Source organism: Thalassoglobus neptunius, assembly GCF_007859735.1.
GTDB lineage: Bacteria > Planctomycetota > Planctomycetia > Planctomycetales > Planctomycetaceae > Thalassoglobus > Thalassoglobus neptunius.
The window spans coordinates 2,658,559-2,680,929 of the sequence record NZ_SIHI01000001.1 but is presented as its reverse complement, the minus strand read 5'-3'; the positions used below and the strand labels follow the sequence as shown (position 1 = coordinate 2,680,929).

22 protein-coding genes are annotated in these 22,371 nt (G+C 53.1%); 14 read left to right on the top strand and 8 right to left on the bottom strand.

Going from position 1 to position 22,371, the window contains the following annotated elements; all coding sequences use genetic code 11:
* The first annotated feature begins 14 nt into the window (after positions 1–14).
* Entirely contained in the window at positions 15–1,349 is a 1,335-nt protein-coding gene (locus KOR42_RS10520) for a DUF1501 domain-containing protein (protein WP_146509488.1), read from the top strand.
* Between the two features lie 111 nt (positions 1,350–1,460).
* On the opposite strand, the gene KOR42_RS10515 is transcribed toward KOR42_RS10520, so the two are convergent.
* Both KOR42_RS10515 and KOR42_RS10510 read right to left on the bottom strand, forming a co-directional pair.
* Positions 1,461–2,273 carry an ExeA family protein gene (locus tag KOR42_RS10515; protein ID WP_146509486.1) on the bottom strand — a complete coding sequence of 271 codons (813 nt, stop codon included), beginning with the start codon at positions 2,271–2,273 and terminating at the stop codon, positions 1,461–1,463.
* 16 nt (positions 2,274–2,289) lie between these two features.
* Positions 2,290–2,718 carry a hypothetical protein gene (locus KOR42_RS10510; protein WP_146509484.1) on the bottom strand — a complete coding sequence of 143 codons (429 nt, stop codon included), beginning with the start codon at positions 2,716–2,718 and terminating at the stop codon, positions 2,290–2,292.
* 205 nt (positions 2,719–2,923) lie between these two features.
* Here KOR42_RS10510 and KOR42_RS26550 point away from each other — a divergent pair, with 205 nt between their 5' ends.
* From KOR42_RS26550 to KOR42_RS10495, 3 genes are all read left to right on the top strand, one after another.
* A complete protein-coding gene (locus tag KOR42_RS26550) occupies positions 2,924–4,402 on the top strand; it encodes a family 16 glycoside hydrolase (protein WP_231740843.1) in 1,479 nt (492 codons plus the stop codon).
* Positions 4,403–4,759: 357 nt separating this feature from the next.
* Positions 4,760–6,157, top strand: coding sequence for a glutamate decarboxylase (locus tag KOR42_RS10500; protein ID WP_146509482.1), 1,398 nt, complete (start codon positions 4,760–4,762; stop codon positions 6,155–6,157).
* Between the two features lie 209 nt (positions 6,158–6,366).
* The gene (locus tag KOR42_RS10495; RefSeq protein WP_146509481.1) at positions 6,367–7,245 is read left to right on the top strand and encodes a hypothetical protein; all 879 of its coding nucleotides are present in this window, start codon (positions 6,367–6,369) and stop codon (positions 7,243–7,245) included.
* A 32-nt stretch (positions 7,246–7,277) separates the two neighbouring features.
* Here KOR42_RS10495 and ruvC read toward each other — a convergent pair whose 3' ends face one another.
* Both ruvC and KOR42_RS10485 read right to left on the bottom strand, forming a co-directional pair.
* Positions 7,278–7,886, bottom strand: a complete 609-nt coding sequence (gene ruvC / locus KOR42_RS10490) for a crossover junction endodeoxyribonuclease RuvC (RefSeq protein WP_231740842.1) — start codon at positions 7,884–7,886, stop codon at positions 7,278–7,280.
* Positions 7,887–7,986: 100 nt separating this feature from the next.
* Positions 7,987–8,742 carry a TrmH family RNA methyltransferase gene (locus tag KOR42_RS10485; RefSeq protein WP_146509479.1) on the bottom strand — a complete coding sequence of 252 codons (756 nt, stop codon included), beginning with the start codon at positions 8,740–8,742 and terminating at the stop codon, positions 7,987–7,989.
* Positions 8,743–8,914: 172 nt separating this feature from the next.
* Here KOR42_RS10485 and map point away from each other — a divergent pair, with 172 nt between their 5' ends.
* From map to KOR42_RS10440, 9 genes are all read left to right on the top strand, one after another.
* Entirely contained in the window at positions 8,915–9,724 is an 810-nt protein-coding gene (gene map / locus KOR42_RS10480) for a type I methionyl aminopeptidase (protein WP_146510072.1), read from the top strand.
* Positions 9,725–9,772: 48 nt separating this feature from the next.
* Entirely contained in the window at positions 9,773–10,573 is an 801-nt protein-coding gene (locus tag KOR42_RS10475) for a glycosyltransferase family 2 protein (RefSeq protein ID WP_231740840.1), read from the top strand.
* A gap of 84 nt (positions 10,574–10,657) precedes the next feature.
* Entirely contained in the window at positions 10,658–10,969 is a 312-nt protein-coding gene (locus tag KOR42_RS10470) for a hypothetical protein (RefSeq protein WP_146509477.1), read from the top strand.
* A 148-nt stretch (positions 10,970–11,117) separates the two neighbouring features.
* Positions 11,118–11,630, top strand: a complete 513-nt coding sequence (locus KOR42_RS10465) for a hypothetical protein (RefSeq protein WP_146509475.1) — start codon at positions 11,118–11,120, stop codon at positions 11,628–11,630.
* Positions 11,631–11,881: 251 nt separating this feature from the next.
* Positions 11,882–12,784: a DUF1559 domain-containing protein gene (locus KOR42_RS10460; protein ID WP_146509474.1), complete on the top strand. Its 903-nt coding sequence runs from the start codon at positions 11,882–11,884 to the stop codon at positions 12,782–12,784.
* 336 nt (positions 12,785–13,120) lie between these two features.
* Positions 13,121–13,321 (top strand): hypothetical protein, encoded by a 201-nt coding sequence (locus KOR42_RS10455; protein ID WP_146509472.1) that lies wholly within the window; start codon positions 13,121–13,123, stop codon positions 13,319–13,321.
* A gap of 212 nt (positions 13,322–13,533) precedes the next feature.
* The gene (locus KOR42_RS10450) at positions 13,534–14,118 is read left to right on the top strand and encodes a hypothetical protein (RefSeq protein ID WP_146509470.1); all 585 of its coding nucleotides are present in this window, start codon (positions 13,534–13,536) and stop codon (positions 14,116–14,118) included.
* Between the two features lie 64 nt (positions 14,119–14,182).
* Complete coding sequence (purN, locus tag KOR42_RS10445) at positions 14,183–14,833, top strand: phosphoribosylglycinamide formyltransferase (protein WP_146509468.1); 651 nt, start codon at positions 14,183–14,185, stop codon at positions 14,831–14,833.
* Positions 14,834–14,839: 6 nt separating this feature from the next.
* On the top strand, positions 14,840–16,639 hold the full coding sequence (locus KOR42_RS10440) for an aldehyde ferredoxin oxidoreductase family protein (protein WP_146509466.1): 1,800 nt from the start codon (positions 14,840–14,842) through the stop codon (positions 16,637–16,639).
* Positions 16,640–16,664: 25 nt separating this feature from the next.
* Here KOR42_RS10440 and KOR42_RS10435 read toward each other — a convergent pair whose 3' ends face one another.
* Genes KOR42_RS10435 through KOR42_RS10420 form a run of 4 tightly spaced genes read right to left on the bottom strand, consistent with a single transcriptional unit; the run spans position 16,665 to position 19,889 of the window.
* Positions 16,665–17,657: a polyprenyl synthetase family protein gene (locus KOR42_RS10435; protein ID WP_146509464.1), complete on the bottom strand. Its 993-nt coding sequence runs from the start codon at positions 17,655–17,657 to the stop codon at positions 16,665–16,667.
* A 14-nt stretch (positions 17,658–17,671) separates the two neighbouring features.
* Positions 17,672–18,205, bottom strand: coding sequence for a cyclic pyranopterin monophosphate synthase MoaC (gene moaC / locus KOR42_RS10430; protein WP_197441044.1), 534 nt, complete (start codon positions 18,203–18,205; stop codon positions 17,672–17,674).
* A gap of 21 nt (positions 18,206–18,226) precedes the next feature.
* Complete coding sequence (locus tag KOR42_RS10425) at positions 18,227–19,006, bottom strand: hypothetical protein (RefSeq protein ID WP_146509462.1); 780 nt, start codon at positions 19,004–19,006, stop codon at positions 18,227–18,229.
* Positions 18,993–19,889: an ArnT family glycosyltransferase gene (locus KOR42_RS10420; protein ID WP_231740838.1), complete on the bottom strand. Its 897-nt coding sequence runs from the start codon at positions 19,887–19,889 to the stop codon at positions 18,993–18,995. Before KOR42_RS10420 ends, KOR42_RS10425 begins: the two co-directional genes overlap by 14 nt.
* Positions 19,890–20,221: 332 nt before the next feature.
* Between KOR42_RS10420 and KOR42_RS10415 the strand changes: the two genes are divergently transcribed.
* A complete protein-coding gene (locus KOR42_RS10415; protein ID WP_146509458.1) occupies positions 20,222–22,279 on the top strand; it encodes a thioredoxin-like domain-containing protein in 2,058 nt (685 codons plus the stop codon).
* Positions 22,280–22,371: the final 92 nt, after the last annotated feature.

Here is a 22,371-nt window from a genome sequence, read left to right as displayed (position 1 = left end):
ACGGACTTCCAAAGATGCTGAAAATTGTTGGAACGGAACAAGGCCGACTATGTGGTCGTCAATCGCGACGACATTTTCTCCAGGTGGGAGCACTCGCCCCGTTTGGCTGGGGCTTGAGTCAACAGCTTCGAGCGGAAGCGAACGGTCATCCAAAATCGAAGAAAGCTGTCATTCTGATCTGGCAGCATGGGGGACCATCGCAACTCGACACATTCGATATGAAGCCTCATGCTCCTGCTGAGTATCGAGGACCATTTCGCTCGATCGAATCGAGTCTTCCCGGTTTGCCTGTCTGTGAATTGATGCCGTGTCATGCCAAGGTGATGGATAAGTGCACGGTTGTTCGCAGCTTCTCGCATGGCAATGGCGATCACTGGGCAGCTGCCCACTGGATGTTGACCGGACGCCTGGGGGCGAATGGATCAGATCGTGCTCCGCGACAACCTTCCATGGGCGCGGTCGCTTCTCATCTTCTCGGACCGACTCAGCCGGGAAGTCTTTCGTCGGTCAATATCAACGACGGGGGATTTGGATTCCACGGAGGATCCTGGCTGGGAGTTCAACACAATCCGTTTCGAACGGGCGAATTCAGCTACGGGAACGAAGCGGGACGGCTTCCAACGGGAGATGCCAAGAGTTTCGAACTCGTTGATTCACTGAGTGAGAATCGCTTGATGAATCGCGTTTCGCTCCAACGGCAGCTTGATCAACTTCGATATCAGATGGATCATTCGGGAGTCTTCTCCGGAATCGATGAGATCGATGGGCAAGCTCTCGATATTCTGCTCACAGGGAAGACTCGTGGAGCCTTCGATCTGTCGCAAGAACCGCAATCTCTTCGAGATGCTTACGGTCCCGGTTGGGGAGAACAGGCGCTGTTGGCACGACGACTCATTGAAGCTGGCGTTCGTTTTGTTTCCCTGAACACGGGGTACTGGGACGATCATGGTCGCATCGAAGCCAATCTTCGCAACAAACTCCCGCGACATGATCAGGCAGTGGGGACGTTGATTCAGGATCTTCACGATCGGGGAATGCTCGATGATGTGACTGTGATTTCAGCGGGAGAATTCGGGAGAACACCGCGAATCAATAGCAGCGCCGGACGAGATCACTGGCCGCAAGCACAAAGCATTCTGTTTGCCGGGGGAGGGTATCGTCACGGTCAGATTGTTGGAGCGACCAACAGCAAGGCGGAGTTCCCGACCGAACGGCCGATCAGCGTGGAGGATTTCTGCGCAACTGTCTACGACGCTGTCGGACTCAGCAAAGACGACACGATCATCGACCATTCCGGACGGCCGACGCATCTCGTTCCTTCCGGAGAGGTCATCCGCGAACTTCTCTAAGCCGAGCTCACGGTCGCGAGGCGTTCGGAGGAACATGTTCCGTTGTGCAATGGATTTCCTGTTCGTGCGTGTTCACGAGAATCCATTCGAAGATGCGCTTGTCGATCAAACTCAGGCGATGACTGTTTCGATCTCTTCACTTGCAGTTTGAAGATCAAGCGGCCCGAGTGTGTCGAGTTGATCCGCGAAGCCGACAAGAAGAGCGAGGTCGCAAATCTGATTGATCTTGCGAGGAATGCCGCCACTCAGCTCCCAGGCTGTCTGATGTGCGTTCTCGTGAAACTGATCAACCTCACCGCCCGCAACGTGAATTCGATGCTGAATGTATCCCCGCACTTCGTTTGGCTTGAGCGGCGAAAGCCCCGAGCGAACGGCGATGCGTTGATCGAGTCCGTGATGGTGCGAGACATGGGAGAGAAGTTCTGTTCTTCCCAAAAGCAGAATCGTGAAGTCCACTCGTGGATTCTCACGAAGATTGAGCAAGAGACGGATGACGTTGAGTTGTTCGTCTCCCAACAAGTGGGCGTCGTCCACAACGAACACGACATGTCGACTTGAATCGGCCACTTCGACGAGTCTTGATTCGAGGTCAACCAGAATTCCGTCGAGTGTCTGATCAGGATTGCTGCCGATTCCCAATCGATTCGAGAAGTACCGGAGCAGATCTTCGGGCTCAAGCTGCGGAATCACCAGTCGAATGAAGCTCAGATTCAGTGAAGACTTTTCATCGTGTTCGAGCACATACGGCAGAAACGATTTTCCTGTCCCGTGTTCGCCGACAATCAACCCGATTCCTTTTTTCTGCTCGATCAGATAACGCAGCTTCAGCAGTGCGGTTTGGTGAGAGTGCGCCGGGAAATAAAACCTCGGGTCAGGGAGGTCGTCGAACGGTCGGGAGGTGAGCTTCCAGTAAGTCTCATACATTGAATGAACTCACACTCTACTTTGACTCATCTTCAACTGGGGCGATCACACCGACGAGCTGCACGAGCTTCGAAGCTTGCTTGTCGGTTTTCCGGAAAGATGTCTGTTCGATCATCGCGTCGCTCTGACTGACCTCTTCTCGATGCTGTGCCTGAACAGCGTCCGCAGCCGTCAATTTCTCTGACGCTTCAGCCAAGTCAACGGTTCGCATTCGCACCGCAACGTATTCGGAGGCTTCTTCTTCCGGCTTTGTCCTGGTTTCTCGAATGAGCCGCGATGCATCCTCAGATTGTTGATATGAAGTGTTCCGTTGGTCAGTCGAAGAACGGGACATGGACGTTGGAGAGTGTGTCGGAGTCGTCGGACTGGTGACCAATGCGATTCCGATGACAAACAAGCTGCCCGCTGACCAGAAACAAAGTCGTTGCTGCATCCGTGGGCTCATCACTGCTCCATTGTCACTGAATTTGATGGAATAGAGCAGAGTGCTCCACTCTCATCATCGACAAGAACGGGGCAAACCTTGACGGTTTTGCGGATAATGTCGGCTTTGGGGCCAACATCAATGCTTCAACACTTGAATACTTGTGAATTTGCTCATCATACTGGAGGGCCACACAATGTCTTCCTGCCTCGGAGAAACCGATAACATGCGCCAACCCACTTTCACACGTTTCTTTTTGCCCCAGATGTTGAGCTTCGCAGCCTGCTGCCTGCTCATTCATCCCGCTCTTTTATCAGCGTCCGATGATCCGTACGGCGGATTCAAGATGGGAATCCAGAGTTATTCCCTGCGAGGATATCCCGTTGAAGAAGCTCTCAAGCATTCTCAAGAGCTCGGCCTGACTTATTGGGAAGCCTATTCCAAGCACCTTCCGATGTCGACGCTTCCCTCTCACATTGAGGATCAGAAGAAGCTGCTCGAGGGATCAGGCATTACTCTCGATGCATATGGAGTTGTCGGGTTCGACAGCAACGAGAACAAAGCTCGCGAAGTCTTCGACTACGCCAAAGCGATGGGACTGCTTTCCATCAGTGCCAATCCTAAGAAAGACGAAGCGACTTTCGCACTGCTTGATAAACTGGTTGAGGAATATCAGATTCCGATCGCGATTCACAATCACGGACCGGGAGCTGCCTACGACAAAGTTGACGATGTCTTGCAATGGGTCGAAGGACGAAGCCCGTTGATCGGAGCATGCGTTGATACTGGCCACTATCTTCGAAGCGATGAAGATCCTGTGGAAGTCATTCAGAAGCTCGGCAAGCGGGTGTTCGGGGTCCATCTCAAAGACGTTCGAACGATTTACTCAGATGAAGAGAAAGCCACACTTCTCGAATCTCTCCCACCGAACCGAAAGAAACACCTCGAGCAGGAAGGCAAAATCTTCACCATCCTCGGTGAAGGGGAACTGAATGTTGTGGGCGTGTTGAGAGCACTGCGAAATATTGACTTCGACCGCAATCTGTCTCTCGAGTACGAAGAAAACCCCGAAAACCCACTCTCAGACATCGAACTCTGCCTCGCCGAAGTCCGCAGAGCGGTTGCTTATCTCGACGACGAAGAAGAAGAAGGCTTCGTGCAAATCTGGGATGGCGAAACTTTCGACGACTGGACAATCAACGAGTCACCGGAAACCTGGAAAATCGAGGACGGAGCAATTGTCTGCAATGGACCTCGCAGCCACGTTTTCTACACCGGCGATCTGGCACCGTTCAAAAACTTCGAACTGAAAGTCGATGTGATGGCGGAGCCCAACAGCAACGGTGGGATTTATTTTCACACCAAGTATCAGGACGAAGGTTGGCCCAAAGCGGGATTCGAAACGCAGGTCAACAACACGTATCACAAAGATCCCCGGAAAACGGGAAGCCTCTACGCTGTGGATGATGTCAACGAACAACACATCCCGGACAACACATGGTGGACTCAGCACATCATCGTGAATGGAAAGAATGTGAAGATTCTCGTCGACGGAAAAGTTGTGACGGACTACACCGAATCTGAAGGACAAGAACCTCAGCAAGGGTTCGATCGACTGATCAGCGAAGGAACCTTCGCTCTTCAGGGACACGATCCAGGCAGCACGGTTCACTTCAAGAATATCCGTGTGAAGAAGCTTCCGTAACGTTTGAATTGCTCAGCACAAATCGCAGCCTCGGACGATGGTCCGGGGCTGTTTTTGTTTCTGGAGAAGTGATTTGTGTGCGAGTTTTTGACCGTCATGTTCGTCGGTCGAAAGGGCATGCTTCACATCGTTCGGATCGTCATGATTCATGCGGAGGCACCGGAAAAAATGGATGTTGTGGGTTGTCCTGCCCAGATGGGTTTCGTTGGAACTCTTTTTGAACGCAAACGGCCACTTCTGTTCGATCTTCGCACGAGTCGTTAATCTGCAACGAGGCCGGTATAAACAACGTCGCCCTAGCGTTCGAGCCGAACACTCGACATTGTCGATGACGCTTTCCCAGCAGAAAGGAAAACTATGTCGCTCCACGAGAAGGATACGATTCGAGAGAATCTCGACGACGATGTTTACGCATCGATTGATCTGACAGTCAGCATGCCTAAATATCAATTTCCGCAAGAGGAGCAGGACCCACGTTGCGCTTTCTCGGTTGTCCGCGATGAGTTGATGCTCGATGGGAACTCCCGACAGAACCTGGCGACTTTCTGTCAAACATGGGCCGAACCCGAAGTTCATGAACTGATGGATCTGTGCATGGACAAAAATATGGTCGATAAGGATGAATATCCTCAAACGGCCGAAATCGAAGCTCGATGCGTGCACATGCTTGCCGATTTGTGGAACTCTCCCGCAGGGGCCAACACGATCGGTTGCTCGACAACAGGTTCCAGTGAAGCGGCGATGCTCGGCGGAATGGCGATGAAACGTCATTGGGAAGCCCAACGCAAAGCAGCCGGCAAACCGATTGATAAACCGAATCTCGTCACCGGCCCGGTTCAAGTTTGCTGGCACAAATTTGCCCGCTACTGGGATATTGAGCTTCGAGAAATCCCGATGGATAAAGACCGGATGTTGATGACACCGGACGAAGTCCTGAAACGCTGCGACGAAAACACCATTGGTGTCGTTCCGACTTTGGGTGTGACTTTTACCTGCCAATATGAACCCGTTAAAGAAGTGGCCGAGGCACTCGATCGACTGCAGGCAGAGTCGGGACTCGATGTTCGCATGCATGTCGATGGAGCAAGTGGAGGATTTCTCGCTCCGTTTTGTGCCCCGGATCTTGAGTGGGACTTCCGAATTCCTCGAGTGAAATCAATCAACACTTCTGGCCACAAGTTCGGGCTTTCCCCGCTCGGAGTTGGTTGGATCGTGTGGCGGGATCCTGCGGATCTGCCGGAGGAGCTGATTTTCTGGGTGAATTACCTCGGCGGAAATATGCGAGACATCGGTCTCAACTTCTCTCGTCCGGGCGGGCAGGTTGTCTGTCAGTACTACAACTTCCTGCGTCTCGGCAAAGAAGGTTATCGCAAGATTCACGAAGCTTGTTACGACACAGCTCAATACATTGCCGAACAGATCGATGAGATCGGGCTGTTCGATGTGATTTACAATGGCCAAATGGACGCAGGGATTCCAGCGCTGTGCTGGAAGATGAAAGACGGCACCGATCCCGGATTCTCACTGTATGATCTTGCGGACAGGTTGCGAACTCGCGGCTGGCAGGTTCCCGCTTATTCACTTCCTGCGCATCTCGATGATCTTCCGGTTCAGCGAATTCTTGTGCGGCATGGAGTGAGCCGCGATCTCGGCACGCTTCTCGTGGCGGACATCAAACGTGCGATCGAATACTTCGAAAAGCACCCGGTGCAGAATTCCATGACAGCGAAAGATGCTTCAGGATTTCATCACTAGAGCAAGGTGCTCTTTCCGGTGCACTCGCTTGAACACTTTCATCAGGTGAAGAGCGGAGTTTGCTCGTGGGAGTGAGCAGAAACCAAAACAGAAAATGCTCTCACTGACAATCAATGTCTCACATCACGTGACTGAAGATGGTCGCTGGGGTGTCACGTGTCTGACGCTCCGGCCTTTTTCCAAGACGACAAAATCGAAGACTTTCCAAAATGGATTTCCGGGAAGAACGCTTCAAACACGTCCGCAGCTCTGAGTCCATCGGGCCATGGCCGTTCATCACGCGAACGGTCTACAAGTTCGAAGACTCGTCTGTGGACATCTGGAGTTCGAGACACGCCCGCAAGAATCTGATCCTGCCTGAGACTCTTGGCGATGAAGCCAAAACTCTTCGAGGCAGACAGCTCTGGGCACCAGCGACTTTGAACTGGTGGATCGGAATCATCTTCGCGTTGGGGGCCAGTCTGTTTGTCACAGCGAGTGTGCTGACGTTACTCCCGAACGAATTAGAAACCGTGGGATTGTCTGCGACACAAGTGAACGCGGTTTATTTCGCTGGATCCATCCCTTTTACACTGGCTGCCTATCTGCAGCTTTATCAATCCAATCACTCACAGCCCGCTCAAGGAGAAGGCAAGAAAACCGACCGGCCGACGATATTTCTGGGATGGAAGCCTGCGAACATCGGTTGGATCAGTTGTCTCCTTCAATTTTTGGGAACGGTCCTCTTCAACGTGAATACGTTCGACGCGATGATTCCTTCCCTCAACTGGTTTCAACAGGACTTGTTTGTCTGGGTCCCGAATTTTGTTGGCTCCGTATTCTTTCTCGCATCCGGATATCTTGCTTTCGCTGAAGTCGCTCACGCTTACTGGTCATGGAATACCAGCAACCTTTCCTGGTGGGTGGTTTTCGTGAACTTGTTGGGATGCCTGTTTTTTATGGCGTCTGCTCTTTGCGCATTCATCACTCCCGGTCCTGTGAATGAAACTGCCGTGACGTTGGCGACGTTATTCACTCTGGTCGGAGCTGTTGGCTTTTTCGTCGGAGCTGTTCTTTCGCTTCCGGAAGCTTCGCAGACGGCTTCTTGAAAGAAGACGTCGCCGGGATCGCTTTCGCGAATTCAGAGAACCGGACAGCACTGTTCGTCGGTGGTGAGATCGACGCGGGCGCTGTAATAGTGGCACAACGCAACGGCACTCGCATCAGCGACATCGTTCGGCTCCAGAATCTTCTTGAGGCCGAGTTCTCGCTGGATCGCTTCCTGCACTTGTTCTTTCGAGGCAGTTCCGGTGCCGGTCAGAAGCTTCTTAATCTGTCGGGGCGTGTAGTGCATGATCCCAATCGACGCTTCGCAAACCGCGTAGAGGATGGCACCTCTTGCGTGCGACATTAAGAGTGCCGATTTCGGATTCTTCGGGGACGAGAAAACCTGTTCAATCGCGACCGCGTCCGGTTGGAATTCCGCGAGGACTTCCCGCAGGCCCTGACCAATTTCGAAGACACGCTCAGCGAGGTTTTTTGTGCGTGTGGATCGAATCACTCCTCCTTCGACCAACCGAGGTCGCGAAGCTGTTCGACGAATCAAAGCATAGCCGGTGTTGTTGAGGCCCGGATCGATTCCTAGATAGAGCTGTGATGGAGCAGCGGTTGTCGTGTTTCCCAGGGCGATTGCCATTGGGCGATCCTGTTGCGAAGGAGGCGTTGCGCTGGGCTGGGGTAATCGGGCCATCAAACTGAACTCGGCTTACTCCTAAGGATCGCACTTGTGACGCCGTTGACTTTGGCAAATCGTCGCCAGTCTGTCGAGGTTTCCTCGATTTCCGTCGATTTCAGGGATCAGACGGAGTCCGCTGACGCGCGACCTCGTAGCACAAAATCCCGGCAGCGACGGCGGCATTCAATGAGTCGATGTGCCCTGATTGCGGAATGGTACAGGTCGCTGTCGCCAGTTTCAAAAGATCGGGATCGATTCCCGTTCCCTCGTTCCCAATGACGATGGCCGTCGGACGTTGAAAATCAATCCGGGAAGGCGGAGTTGAACTTTTCTCAGTCGCTGCGATGAGCTGGTAATTGGTGTCGATAAGTCGCTGGCTGGCTTCGCACAGATTCGGGACTCGACAAATCTTGAGAAAATTGACAGCCCCGGCCGAGCTGCGGGCGACGTGAGATGTGACCCCAACCTGTTCACGTTCACCGATCAAAACTGTGGAGACTCCGAAAAGATCGGCGGATCGGAGAATCGAGCCGAAATTGAACGGGTCATGAATCCGATCTAAGACAAGTGCGAATTTCTGGCTGTTGTCGGGATGTTTGTCGAGAATGTCGAGGGAACAGTAAGGGAACTCCGGCATTCTGGCGACAAGTCCCTGATGGTCTCGCGCATGACAAAGTTGAGTGAGCGACTCAGCGGTTTCCTCATGAGTGGTGATTCCGGAAGATTGCGCTCTGCGAGTCGCTTCACGGAGTATGTTGGAGTCGAGGACTTCCGGCGCGAGGTGAAGTTCGTCCGGAAGCCATTGATGCGCACGCAGTGATTCCATCACCGCGTGACGTCCCCAAATCCAGTTTCGCTGATGGTTTCCCATTGAGGATTTCGAGCGAGTGCGTCTTTTTTTTCGACCGACCACGTTTTAAAGCTTCCAGGATGAGTGTTCGTGAATTCCGTCTTGTTTTGTCGGGGGAAGTGTGGAGTGGGTCTTGAAGGTTGAACGACACCCGATCACAATGGCAATTCCTGGAGAATAACTAATGAGACGGATGATTCCATTGCGAAGACGCAACAAGCTCCCTCAATACAATACCGAGGCAGAGCGGAATGGCCTTCGCGCCGCCGGTCAATTCAACGCTCAGCTGCTGGATTTTCTGCGTCCGCACGTTCAGCCCGGCGTCTCAACCAACACGTTGGATCGCCTTGCCGAAGAGTACACGCGAGATCATGGACACATTCCAGCTTGCCTGGGTTATAACGGGTACTCGAAATCGATCTGCACGAGTGTCAACGATGTTGTCTGTCACGGGATTCCCGAAGACCGCGAGCTGAAAGAGGGCGATATCGTTAACGTCGATTGTTCAACGGTCGTTGACGGTTGGTATGGCGATTCTTCGGAAACCTTCATGATCGGTGAAGTGAGTGCTGACGCCAAACGAATTATGCAGGGGGCCTTTGACGCGCTGTGGATCGGGATCGATGCGATTCACCCATACAGCACCGTGATTGAAATTGGGCTCGCGATTTCGAAGTTCGGCCAGGAACAGGGATTCGGCGTCGTCGAAAATTATCAGGGGCATGGGATCGGCAGGAAGTTTCATCAGGAGCCGGGGGTTCCTCATGTTCCGTTCCGCAAGAGCCGCCTGGATGTCCTCACGCCTGGAGTTTCCTTCACGATTGAACCGATGTTGAATCTCGGAGGCGCCGCCACTCAACCTCCTCTGGAAGATGGCTGGACGGTTCTCACGGAAGACGGTTCACTGTCTGCACAGTTTGAACATCAAATCTTGATGACGGAAGATGGGCCGGAGATTTTGACGCTGACTGAAAACGGACCTCAGCGCGGTCACCAGTTTTAATTCTTGAGCCCCTTTCAATTCTGTGAGTGACAAGACGCAGTGAGCAACATGACGATCCCAGCGGAGAAAGCTCCAAAGCGAGAACTGGTGGGGCGAGTGGTCGTCGTCATGCCGGCCTACAATGCAGAAAAAACTCTGCAGCGTACAGTCGATGACATTCCGGAAGACTGGGTCGATGAGATCATTCTCGTCGACGATTGCAGTTCCGACGGGACGGTTGAGCTCGCGAAATCGCTCGGTCTGACAGTTGTCGCTCATGAGAACAACACCGGGTATGGGGGCAATCAGAAGTCGTGCTATGAACGGGCTCTGGAAGTCGGCGCCGACGTCGTTGTGATGATCCATCCCGACTATCAGTATGACGCCCGCGTTATTCCCGCAGCTGCGGAGATCTTGCGATTGGGGATCTGTGATGTCCTCCTTGGCTCACGAATCCGCACTCGACGAGAAGCACTCGAAGGTGGGATGCCCGCCTGGAAGTACGTCGCAAACCGATGTCTGACGCTCGTTGAGAATGTGTGTTTGGGGCAAAATCTGGGAGACTTTCACAGCGGGTTTCGGGCGTATCGCCGCGAAGTTCTGGAGACTGTTCCCTGGCAAAAGAACACCGATGACTTCGCGTTCGACAGCCAGTTTCTGGCTCAGTCCGTTTTCTTCGAATTCAAATTGGGAGACATTCCCGTCCCTGTCCGGTACTTTGATGAGGCGTCCAGCATCAATTTTCGACGCTGTGTGACCTATGGATGCACGACGCTGTGGGTGCTCCTACAATACTGGATGGCCAAGTTGGGAATCTTCCGATACGGGATTTTTCGCAAGAACGAAGCTCCTCAGAGTGAAGACGCCTGACATCGCGTTTGAGGTGAGAAGCGAAGGTGCTTTCGTTTCCGGATCGCCACAACTTCACGTGGAATTGTTGCGCACGAAGAACTGTTGCGTTCATCGAAGCGGGGCGGTCATTGCGGGGCTTTTTCATCTGTCTGGACGAGGTTCTTCCAAACTCTTTACAATGACAAGTTGAACGTTGCTGCAATTCTGTTGCAGGTTCTCGTGCAAGCGATTTGTGGTCAAAAAGATGGCAAATCTCCTGCATTTCATGAAGACTTAGTGAAAGTGGCGCGTTCTGTTGCCATTGCTGGCATGGAAATTTGTAAAGTGGAACTAGAGAATTCTCTGTTGAGTGTTATATTAATTGTGCGTTTCTTGAAGAATCGTCCGGAGTTGTCAGAGCGTTCGCGTGACTGATCTGCGGTGAATTCCAGGAATCGACTCAGTTGAATTCTCACTGCTTTGTCGTGAATAACTCAGCTTCGGAAATGCGAGTTGAGTCAAGAAACAGAAAGTTCTGCCTGCTCTCAGGTTCTTTCGAAATAGCTCGGTTGGAGTGGATTGCGTGACACGCGTGGCGTCACAACTTCAGAGATATTCAGCGATTGCAGCATTCGCAATGCTGCTGGCTGTGCAATGGGTCCATTCCCCGTTCCACCACCTTGCCGAGATTTCAGGTGAGGCAGCTTCGAGTGAGTTGGCGTCATGCCACTTTCATTCGTCGACGCATGTTCACGTTGGTCAAACGCATTCTCATTCACATCGCGAATCTTCGCGTCATGATGAGGCTGAAAACACTGGGGCGACTTCGCCCGACGAGTGTCTCGGACATTTGCCAGAAGTGGCAGACGACACTCAGGATCGCTCTTCTCAGGGTACATCTTCTCAGGGCGAACAGGATCATTCCGAAGAGTGTGAACTCTGCGATGATCTTTCAAAGTCGCTTGTGAATGTCGCACTGGTTGGGGAACCGGCCAGTTCTTCCGTTGTTGTCGTGGACGTGCTTCCGTCCGAAATGGACTACGACTCCCCGATTCGCTTTTCGTGGTCCGCTCGCGGTCCCCCTTCTTTGGTTTGAGTGTCGAGTTTTCTAACTCCCCATTGGCTCTCAAATGTTGAGGGTCTCTGGAACTCAGTTCCATTTCGCTTCACGTCATGCTTCTTGCGCAGCTTAGTCCTCAATCAGATGGCCGAGCACGCAACTTGGACGCACGATGAATTTTGAATGACGTTCTGCGTATTCATGTGCGAAGCTGGCGCTCTGTGTGAGAGCGGTGTCGGAAATGGCTGAGAACTTCTTTTGCTCAAGCTTCTCCTGGGAGATCATCCATGCGCGCCCGTCGCGGTTTTACCTTGATTGAATTACTGGTCGTGATTGCCATCATCGCGATCCTCATTGCCCTCCTGTTACCTGCTGTTCAGCAGGCCCGGGAAGCTGCTCGTCGCTCGTCGTGCAAGAACAACATGAAGCAGATCGGTTTGGCGCTTCACAACTATCACGACACTTTCGGAACGTTTCCTTCAGGCTGGATCGGCGTTGAAAATCAACGTGCGAATGCGGAAGGGGAAAGCGGTTTTGGCTGGGGGTCCATGTTGCTTCCTCAGATGGATCAAGGTCCGCTCTACAATCAATTCGACTTTGCACTCGCGATTGATCGGACTCCCAACCGGGAACAGCTGAAGCAAATTCTGACAGTCTTCCAATGCCCGAGTGATCCGAAACCGAGTACGTTTCAGCTCGAAGACCGAGACGGGACCGCTTTGGAAATGTCGACGGCGAACTATGTCGGAGTGTTCGGAACGACGGAACTCCATGTGTGCGAAAACTCACCGGGAACAGCACCAGTGACTTCTCAGGGTCAGTGTGTCAGTGACGGAGCCTTCTTTCATAACAGTGCCGTTCGGTTTCGAGACTTTACAGATGGGACAAGTTCGACGCTGGTCGTCGGGGAACGAACCACGTTTGTTGATGAAGTGACTGGTGAAAACTTTTACGGCACCTGGTCCGGAGCTGCTCCTGAGGTCGAAGAAGCGTCAGCCCGAATTCTCGGACATGCAGAACATCCACCCAATGAAGCAGAGCATCCAGAAGACTTTGGAAGCTTTCATGCCGGAGGAGCCCAGTTTGTTCTGGGAGACGGCCATGTGCACTTTTTCAGCGAGAATATCGACGAAGGCGTCTTCCAGTCTCTCGCGACCCGTTCCGGAGGCGAAATCGTCGGCGAGTTCTAACAATTCTCGCGGTCTTTATGCACTCACGTGAAGTTGTCTCTTTCGATGAATGCAGCGTTTGTGATCGCGTGAGCGAACGGCTCCGCCACACGTTGTGACCTTCTCGTGTTGACTCTCCTCCCGGGGACGTACTGCTCTTCTTGAATTCGAATTTTGCACGACAGTCGGTCCGGAAGACATGAAGTCTTCGGAGTGGCTGTTGTTCGTTTGTGGACTCGACTTCGCGCAACGAATATGCTGTCCAACAGAAGAAGTCTTTATTTCGTATACCATCGTAGAGAATCCGGAATCACAGACTGGGGTCGCAGAAATCCGGAAGACTCGGGAGAGTAGTGAATGACTGAGCAAAACGAACAACAGAGGCGGTATAAAGAGTTTATGGATCTGCTTCCGCTCACGCTCAATCTGGCCGGATTGCCGCCAAGTGAACCGGGGAAGTACTACAATCAGGAGCAAATTGAGACACGTCTGTTTGCGGTTCGACATGCCTATAAAGCCGCTCGGAGTCTCGTTCGTGAACTTGTGACCAAGTCGTAAGCTTCTCCGAACCAGAATTCGAACAGACAAAGCACTCGGTGAGATCAACGTTTCGCGGAGAACGGACGGGAGTTTCTCAGAAAATGAGACGGTGTTTTCGTAAGACTTCGCGAGGTTGTTGCCATCGGCAAATCTCACCGCGTTTGAGGCACTTTCAGAGTTCGAATTGAGTTCCACAAGATGGATGAATATCCAATCGGGAGGGCGAGGAGATGTGGTTCACAGAGAATGCCTGGCAGCCCATGCTCCTGTTCGCGATCTTGGCGATGATTGCGGCGTTCGGCTGGTATCGGCGACTGCAGACTCGATATCTCGTCCTCTGTTTCTGTTGTCTTGGGATGATGGGAGTTGCATGGTACGCTGACCGGACGATCGTGACTGAGCGAGAGAAAGTCCAAGAGGCCATTCTGGAAATCACACACGCATTCGCTGCCAAAGACTTCGAAGGTGTGCATTCACGAATCTCCCAGCGTTCGTTAGATTTGCGGACTCTTGCCGATATGGCGATGAATCTGGCGACGCTCGAAAACATGCGTGTCACCGATATTCAGGTCGAATTGAAAAGTGAAGCCACGCGCGCTGTCTCGAGATTTCGAGTGAATGCGCTGATCACCTCAGAACGTGCTTCTGCTCGAGAACCAGCATACATTGAAGCACGCTGGCAAACAGAAGAAGGTCGGTGGAGGATGATCGACGTCAAGTTTTTGGATCCGATCACCGGGGACGTCGAAGCGGATCTGATGCAACTTCGCCGAAATCATCTCACAGTATCGGATGTGTCGCGGTGGAGATTTTAGTCCGCCATCCATCTCAACTTTTCAGTCAGTCCCACTTCGGCCTGTATCGATCGTCAAGGTTTCCATGTCATCTTCGTCCGACTCTCGTCCTCCAATCAAACTAGTTGTCCTGCTTTCAGGTGGAGGGACAACGATGGTCAATCTCCAACAGAACATTCAGGATGGCCTCCTCGATGCGCGAATCGCGGCGGTTGTTGCGAGTCGATCATGTCTGGGAGTCGAGCGAGCGCAGGAACTCGGGCTCGAAGCCAGCGTCATCTCGCCTCGTCAGTTTTCGGGGCCAGAGGAGTTTAGTGAATCTGTCTTTGAACTTGTGCGGGCACATCAGGCCGATCTCGTCGTTCTGGCCGGTTTTCTGAGTCGACTCATCATTCCCGAAGACTATTTCGGGCGCGTCATGAATGTTCATCCCAGCCTGATTCCGGCATTCTGCGGACAGGGCATGTACGGACACCATGTTCATCAGGCGGTGATTGAACGGGGATGTAAGGTGTCGGGGTGTACGGTTCACTTTTGCGACAATGAATACGATCACGGTCCGATCATTTTGCAGGAAGCGGTTCCCGTTCTCGACGGTGATGATGGAGACAGCCTCGCAGACCGAGTGGTCGCGGCCGAACGAAGAATCTATCCGAAGGCCGTTCAATTGTTTTCGGAAGGGCGGCTGAAAGTTCAAGGTCGACGCGTCTTGATTGACGAATCTCATGCCGATTGAGCATCCATGAAGTTTGGTTACCACGGTCGTTATTTGCGGATCGACCTGTCAACGCGCGAATCGCGGGCGGTTGAAATTGATCCGAAGCGACTGGATCGGTTTCTCGGAGGGGCTGGGCTCGGGACAGCTCTTTTGCTCGAAGAGACTTCAGGCTGTTACGATGCTTTGGGACCTGAAGCTCCTTTGATCTTTGTGTTCAGCCCGCTGGTTGGAAGTCCGCTCACAACTTCTGCCAAGTTTTCGATCGTCGCCAAGAGTCCGCTCACCCATCGAATCAATGATTCACTTTCGTCATCTCATTTTGCGATTGCAGGGAAACGGACAGGCTTTGATGCAATTTGTCTGGTCGGTGCGTGTCCGGGGCCAACGGCACTCGTCATCCGCAATGACACGGTGATGTTTGAAGATGCCCAGGATCTGTGGGGGCTGTCGAGCGAGCAGGCGAGCGAGCGGTTCCGGCGTCAGGTGGGATCGTCATTCCGAGTCGCTGCGATCGGTCCAGCTGGTGAGAATGGTGTTCGCTATGCCACGATCTCCAACGAAGGGCGTCATGCAGGGCGGGGCGGTCTCGGTGCAGTCATGGGATCGAAACGACTGAAGGCACTCGCGGTGTCAGGGGATCAACTGACAGAGTTTGCTGCGCCGAAAGAGTTAATTGCCTACAGCAAGAATCTGTCGGAGAGATCTTTCGGCGAGGCAACAGCGAAGTATCGCGAGTTGGGGACGGTCAGCAATCTCCTGACATTCAATCGATTGGGAACGCTTCCAACGCGAAACTTTCAGGAGTCGTCGTTTTCAGACGCTGAAGCGATTGCTCCAGAATCTCTCTCGGCAACACGGACTCGTTCCAGTTGCGCAGCTTGCACGATTGGTTGCGAACACATCTTCGCTCCTCAAAAGGATCGAAGCTCTCCTGTGAGAATGGAGTATGAGAACCTCTACGCACTCGGGCCGATGTGCGGCATCAACGATCCGGAAGTCATTCTTGAAGCGTCGTCATATTGTGATGCTGCAGGGATCGATACCGTGAGTGCGGGTGTCTGCATTGCGTTTGCGATGGAATGTTCAGAACGCGGGCTCATTGAAGCTGACGGGTTGAGCTTCGGGGATGGAAAGAAGCTTCTGGTCTTGCTTCAGGCGATCGTCTCTCGTGAAACAGATCTTGGTGATCTGTTGTCACAGGGTGTTCGGGCTGCATCCCGGAAAATCGGTCAGGGGTCTGAGGAGTTCGCGATTCACGTCAAAGGACTGGAGTTTCCCGGTTATGATCCCCGGTCTCTTCAGACGATGGCTCTCGGTTTTGCAGTCGGGGCGCGCGGGGCTGATCACAACAAGTCGGGAGCGTATCAAGCCGATTTCTCACCGGGTGTCGACCGGCTCAATCCCGGAAATCGTGCTGCGCAAATGGCTGTTGAAACAGAAGACGAAGCGTCGATCATGGACTCACTGATTCTCTGCAAGTTCCTGCGAGGAGTCTTCGAGGATCGGATGAGTTCGATGGCGACAATGCTCGAATTGGTGACTGGAGCGAATTTCAATTCGGAGTCTTTGAAAGAGCGTGCGGCGGGAATTGTCACCGCAAAAAAACTGTTCAACATCCGTCAGGGGTGGACAGCTGCGGAAGACACGCTGCCGGATCGATTCTTTAATCTTCCCGTGCGAGGAACACCGAGCGACGGAGCAATCCTGAATCGGGAAGTCCTCCGGAATCAGATTCAGGCTTACTACTCACTTCGAAAATGGTCACCGTCCGGAGTTCCCACCGAGGACGCTTTGAAGAGGCATGAACTCAACTGGGCGACTTGAAACAGGTGACTTCTTCACGCGATGTTCAGCAGGCACGATTGATCGACAATTCCGGAAGTTGCAGCAGCAACTCTCGAGCGGGGGACTCAGCAATTCCCGCAATTTCGGCGCGAGCTTCTTCAGCAAGTTGGTGAGCAAACTGAAGAGAATCGTCAATCATTCCTGATTCTCGGCTCAGCTTACTGATCTCAAGACACGCCTTTTCGTCGCCAGCTTCGAGAAGTTCGATCATGCGGATTCGATGACTGTCGCCTTCGCGATTGAGAAGTCGAATGATGGGAAGAGTCAGTTTTCGCTGCATGAGATCGGTGCCGAGTGTCTTGCCGACAGCATTCTCCGCTCCGGTCAGATCGAGAACGTCGTCCGCGATCTGAAAGGCTTGCCCGAGTTTGCGGCCGTATCGTTCGAGGCGGCCAATTTCCGATTCTTCAGCGCCGGCGAACTTCGCTCCCAGATAGCACGCGACGGCACATAGCTCGGCAGTCTTTCCGTCAATGATGTCGAGATACTCCGCTTCTGTCAGCGAAAGATTGCCTCGGTTTCGAATCTGGGTCAGCTCTCCCTCACAAACCCGGTTGGTGGCATGTCCGATCAATCGACACGCTTCAGCACTGCCGGTTTGAGAGGCGAGATGAAACGCATGCGTAAACAGGAAGTCTCCGTACAAAACGCTGGTCTGATTGTTCCACCGGACGTTCACAGTCGCGACGTGTCGCCTGACGTCGGCATTGTCGAGAACGTCATCGTGCACGAGTGTCGCGGTGTGAATCATCTCAATCACAGCGGCGAGAATTTCGTGTTCTCTTGTGATATTGCCGCAGGCTTTGGCTGCGAGGAGGCAGAGAACAGGTCGAAGTCGTTTCCCTCGAAACCGGTTCGTATGTTGGTAGATATCTCGGATGTAAGAGTTTCGAGATGCCAGTTCTGCGGCATATGTCGCTTCCACAGCTTCCAGCGCATCGCCGATCAGGTTTTGCGTTTTCTGAAGGAGCTGTTGTGGACGATCAAGGTGCGGCATGAGGCCACTTTCGTTCAGGATTGCTTCGTTGTGTCTTCTTGAGTGACCGCAGTTGACGGATCTTCTTCACGCAGAAAATGTCCGCTTTTCCCACCCTGTTTTTCCAGAAGGCGGAGATTTGTGATCGACATTCCCCGATCAACGGATTTGCACATGTCGTAAATGGTCAGCCCGGCGACTGAGACAGCTGTGAGAGCTTCCATTTCGACTCCGGTCCGCGCATGAACGGTAACGGCAGACTCGATTCGAATGCGATTCGGCTCCAGAACTTCGAAGTCGACATGTGCGGAATCGAGTCCGAGAGCGTGACAAAGCGGGATGAGTTCAGGCGTTCGTTTGGTTGCCATGATCCCGGCCAGTCGAGCAATTTCGAAAACATCACCCTTGGCAATTTTGCGATCACAGATCAGCTGAAGCGTCGATGGATCCATTTCAACAAACGCTTCCGCCCGTGCCATTCGGTCGGTTTCCGGTTTTTGACCAACATCGACCATGCGGGCCTGTCCAGCTTCGTCGAAGTGTGTGAGGGGGGATTGGCTGTCGGTCAAAGTGGATCGTCCTCGACAAAATCAGTTTTCGTTGATCTTGCTTTCAGCTGTTGAATTCGGGGAACTGTTGTGTGATTTCACATGGTAGATATTGAAGCTGTAGCCGACACGGTCAATCGGGCGTTCGCGCTGAAATTTCTGAAATCCAGAATCGGGACGAAGTAATTCATGCAGGCTGAGAATGACGAAACCGGGTCGGTCCTCGCCTGCCTTTGCGAGTTCGGCATCGATTCCCAGGGTTTCTAACGGAAGAAATCCACGCCATTTGATCCGAACCGGGCGAGAGTCCGGGTTTTCGGCGATCCAGTCACGAACAGCCATCATGTCCTGACCCCAGTCGAGGTTGGAGTCAATCAGAAATTTGTGGCCGTTCGATGGGCCTCCAATCAAACTGTTGAAGTAACTCAGGCTGTAGGGATAGACCGACAAGCTGCTGATCGCGAATGCAGACACGCAAAACACAGTGAGGCAGAACCGTTTGTCGACACCGAGTGCCGAAACGAGATAAAGGCCCGGCAGCAACGGATAGACATATCGAATATGGCTGTTGAGATTCGGTTGAAGCGAGGCGAGTATCAGAATCGCCAGCGAAGGAACGACGATTGGCAACAAGCGGCCCTGTTTCGTTCGAAGTGCAGCGTCTCTGAATCCTGCCCACAAATTCCAAACGAACAGCACCCACAAAGCGACAGGAACTTTAAGGAAGAGACCTGTGACGTAGTAGAGAAGCCAGCCGTCCGAGACTTTCGTTTCTCCGAAGAAGTAGTTCGTCGCCCCCCATTCGAAATCACTCTTCTGCAAATCGAGTCCGAGGAGAAATTCTCTCGGGAAGGGCGAGGGAATGTGTTTGAAAATTGTGCCCTGAAAACGGTTCAGAGGAAGGTTTTCCCCCCGGAAGAAGCTTCTTGCCCGCCAGAGGTGTCGAAAAGAATTCCAGCTCTCCAAGCGGAGTTCCGGTCCCGTCGAACAGGTATCCGAGATTCAAAATATTAATGCCCAATCCGATGATGAGAACGAACTGCACCGCCTCCTTTTTGATGTCGTGAGGACGCTGAGAGGGAAGTCTGCTCGCGATCCACAGGATTGGCCAGATCGGGAAGAGGACCACCCAGCTAAGCTTACTCAGCAGCGCCAATCCCAATGCAATCCCCGCCTGAAAGGCAAGCGGCCAGTTGGGGCTTTCGAGCCATCGACTGAATCGCCAGGCTGCCAGCAACCCCAACGACACGCCTGCGATATCTGACGTAATCAACGCTCCATGCCCGATGATGTTCGGGGAAAAACACCAGAAACCGGCTGCGACAATTCCGGCGTGATCGCCTGCGATTTCTCGTCCCCATTGCCAGCAAACGAGCAGGCCGATCAACGTGAACGGCAGGCAACACCATCGGGAAACGCTCAGCATCCACAGCGATTGTGTTCCGTTGGCGATGAAGAATCTCCGCCCGAGATCGAACTCCTGTCGAACGGTCGCTCCCGGTTGATAGCGCGTCCAGTCCTCTTTGTGATCGATGAGCAATAGCGGCGCAGCTGCGACAGTTCGTACGAGCGGAGGATTGACGCGATACAGACTGAAATCCTGAAATTTCCAGAGACCCAGACCCGCTGCCAGATGACCGCACTCATCTTGTGTCGGCGAATACCTCCAGGATGCCCAGGCGACGAGACCGGTATGCACGATCATCAGAGTGATGATCCAGATTCGTGGAGTCCAACGATGCGAACAGGTCGATTTTGAGGTGTTCGTCGAGTTCATTTCTGCATGGCAGGATGCCATCTTTCGGAACCGATGCCACCGCGTCGAGAGCAGTTTTCAACATCGCGATCGTGAATTCGCACGGGCGAACGAGACGAAAACGACGGCAAACATCCCAGTCGAGCGCAGAGACACAGCGACGTGCTGGAATGAGGGTAGCCACTTGTCGAGTTCTCGCCTACCATCATTGATCAAATCATCCACGATCGAAGCTGGCAATCGATGGTCTGTCAGCTCGGAGTGAAACAAGGATTCGACTGATGAGAGTTCCCGCGATGCGGCAACGGAGGGATGGAATGCGGTTTGGATTGATTTCGTGCGTGCTGATCGCACTGTTATTTGGAGCAGGACTGGCGGTCCCGGGACATTGCTCAGCTCAGGATTCCGAGGAAAATGCTCCCACCGAGAATCCTTATCCCGGTCGAGTTCCAGCTCCCAGCCTCGACGGCGGACTCGAATGGCTCAACACTTCCGGCCCCATTTCTCTTCGCGACTTGCGGGGAAAGGTCGTTCTGCTCGACTTCTGGACCTATTGCTGCATCAACTGCATCCACGTTCTTCCGGACCTGAAATATCTCGAACAGAAGTACCCCGACGAACTTGTCGTGATCGGTGTGCATGCAGCGAAGTTCGACAACGAAAAAGAATCAGAGAACATTCGCGAAGCGATTATTCGCTACGAGATTGAACATCCGGTCGTGAACGACGGAAGCATGACAATCGCTCGGAAGTACGGCTTCAGCAGTTGGCCGACACTGATGCTCATCGATCCGGAAGGAAACTTCGTCGGAAGGCAATCGGGCGAGGGAAATCGAGAGCTCTTCGATCAAGTCATCGGCCAGATGGTGAACTACCATCGAAGCAAGGGGACGCTCGACGAAACGCCGATCAAGTTTCATCTTGAGCGCCAGCAAGAGCCCGCTCGCGAACTCAACTACCCCGGCAAAATTCATGCGGACGAAGCAGGAAACCGGTTGTTCATCACCGACAGCAATCACAATCGAATTGTCGTGACGACGCTTGATGGCGATCTCATCGACGTGATTGGAAGCGGTCAGATCGGGGCCAATGATGGAGATTACAAGTCCGCATCGTTCGACCATCCGCAAGGCACAGTCCTCGTCGGAAACACTCTCTATGTTGCCGACACTGAAAACCATCTCCTTCGAACGGTCGATTTGGAAAAGAAGCAAGTTTCCACGCTGGCCGGGACCGGAGTTCAGGCGCGTCGACGTGCCAATTCGGGAAGTCTCCGTGAGTTGCCATTGAACAGTCCATGGGCTTTGGAGCATCTGGACGGCGTCTTATACATTGCGATGGCGGGGCCACACCAATTGTGGAAACACGACTTGGGAAGTGAAACGATCGAGGTCTTCGCCGGAACCGGACGAGAAGATGTGATCGACGGTCCACTGGACGCGAGCGCACTGGCTCAACCATCGGCAATCACCAGCGACGGTGAAGCCCTCTATTTCGTCGACAGTGAAGGTTCTGCTGTCCGGGAAGTGAGAGACGGCAAGGTGACAACGATCGTCGGTCCCCACGATATTCGCGGAGCGCTCTTTGAGTTCGGAGACATTGACGGCGTGGGAGACAATGTTCGGCTTCAGCATCCGATCGGACTGGTTTATCACGACGGAATGCTCTACGTCGCGGATACCTACAACGATCGAGTCAAAAAGATCGACATCGCGTCACGAGAAGCGAAGTCGTGGCTTGGAAATGGTGAGCGGGGCGAAAGCCTTGATCCGTTGCAGCTGAATGAGCCCGCCGGAGTCGCTGCCACGTCGGAAGCACTGTTTGTTACAGACACCAACAATCACCGCATTCTGAAAGTCAATTGGCAAACGGGAACAGCAGAAGCTCTCAAGATCGAAGGCTTGAATCCTCCGCAGCCCCCGCAGTCGCAGCAGGTCGTTGAACTGGTGACTGGTCCCGGTGAAGAACTTCCCGCAGTCAATGTCAAACCGGGTGAGATGCTCAACATCACTGTCCAATTCGATCTCCCGATCGGGTACAAGCTCAACAAGCTGGCTCCAGTGATTTATCAAGTGGGAGCGAAGACGACGCCATCAGTGATCGAAGCTTCGGTTTTTGGGAAAAGACAGCAAGCAGCTTCTGATGAGATCTCCGCAACTGTCTCGGTTCCGATGACCGGGCAGGAAGGGCAGGGAACGCTTGGGTTGGCTGTCAGCTATCAGTATTGCCGCGACGGGATCGGAGGAGTCTGTAAAGCAGGCGAGAAAAAGTGGACGATCCCGGTCAACGTTTCCGCAGATGCAGCGGATGAATCGATTGAAGTCATCGCGGCTCCATAACAATTCATCAAGTGCTTGAAGATGCCACCGATGACATCGTCGGCGTTTGGAATGCCGTGAACGAAAAACAATCCCGTCACCGATCTTTCGTG